Here is a 504-nt window from a genome sequence, read left to right as displayed (position 1 = left end):
ACAAATGAGCGGATCGCCGCCGTCTCCGTTTCTCTTTCCACTTGTCTTGAGCCGATCAGGTTCAAGGCACGATCGCGAGCCCTGGAGCGGGTCCTAAGGACCTGATCTGAGCGGCCTATGGGCCCGTAGCTCAGTTGGTTAGAGCGCACGCTTGATAAGCGTGAGGTCATAAGTTCAAGTCTTATCGGGCCTACCACTCTTTCCAAGCATACGGAACGCAACCGACCAGTTCTCCTGGGCAAAGCAACTCACACCAAGTGTGAGGGGCCATAGCTCAGTTGGTAGAGCGCCTGCTTTGCAAGCAGGATGTCGTCGGTTCGAATCCGTCTGGCTCCACCATCTCTCTCACCATTCGGGTGATCGAGAGTATCGCGATCGAGGATATCAAGTTTGCAGCTGGCTTCCGAGCCATCTGCGAAATGACATCGTGAAGGTAGGGTTCAGCCGTTTAGGTTGGACTTAAGAAGACATCATTGTCTGACAAATTGTAAAGCGCATGCGAGC

At 53.6% G+C, this 504-nt stretch carries 2 tRNA genes; both read left to right on the top strand.

Annotated elements, in window-relative coordinates:
• Nucleotides 1-119 precede the first annotated feature (119 nt).
• Nucleotides 120-196 (top strand) — tRNA-Ile (locus ACODR1_RS24795).
• 67 nt (nucleotides 197-263) lie between these two features.
• Nucleotides 264-339, top strand: a tRNA-Ala gene (locus ACODR1_RS24790).
• Nucleotides 340-504 lie beyond the last annotated feature (165 nt).

It is taken from the genome of Caulobacter sp. FG7, from assembly GCF_057808875.1.
Note: the sequence above shows the minus strand (reverse complement) of the source record. Positions and strands in the feature narration are given on the sequence as shown.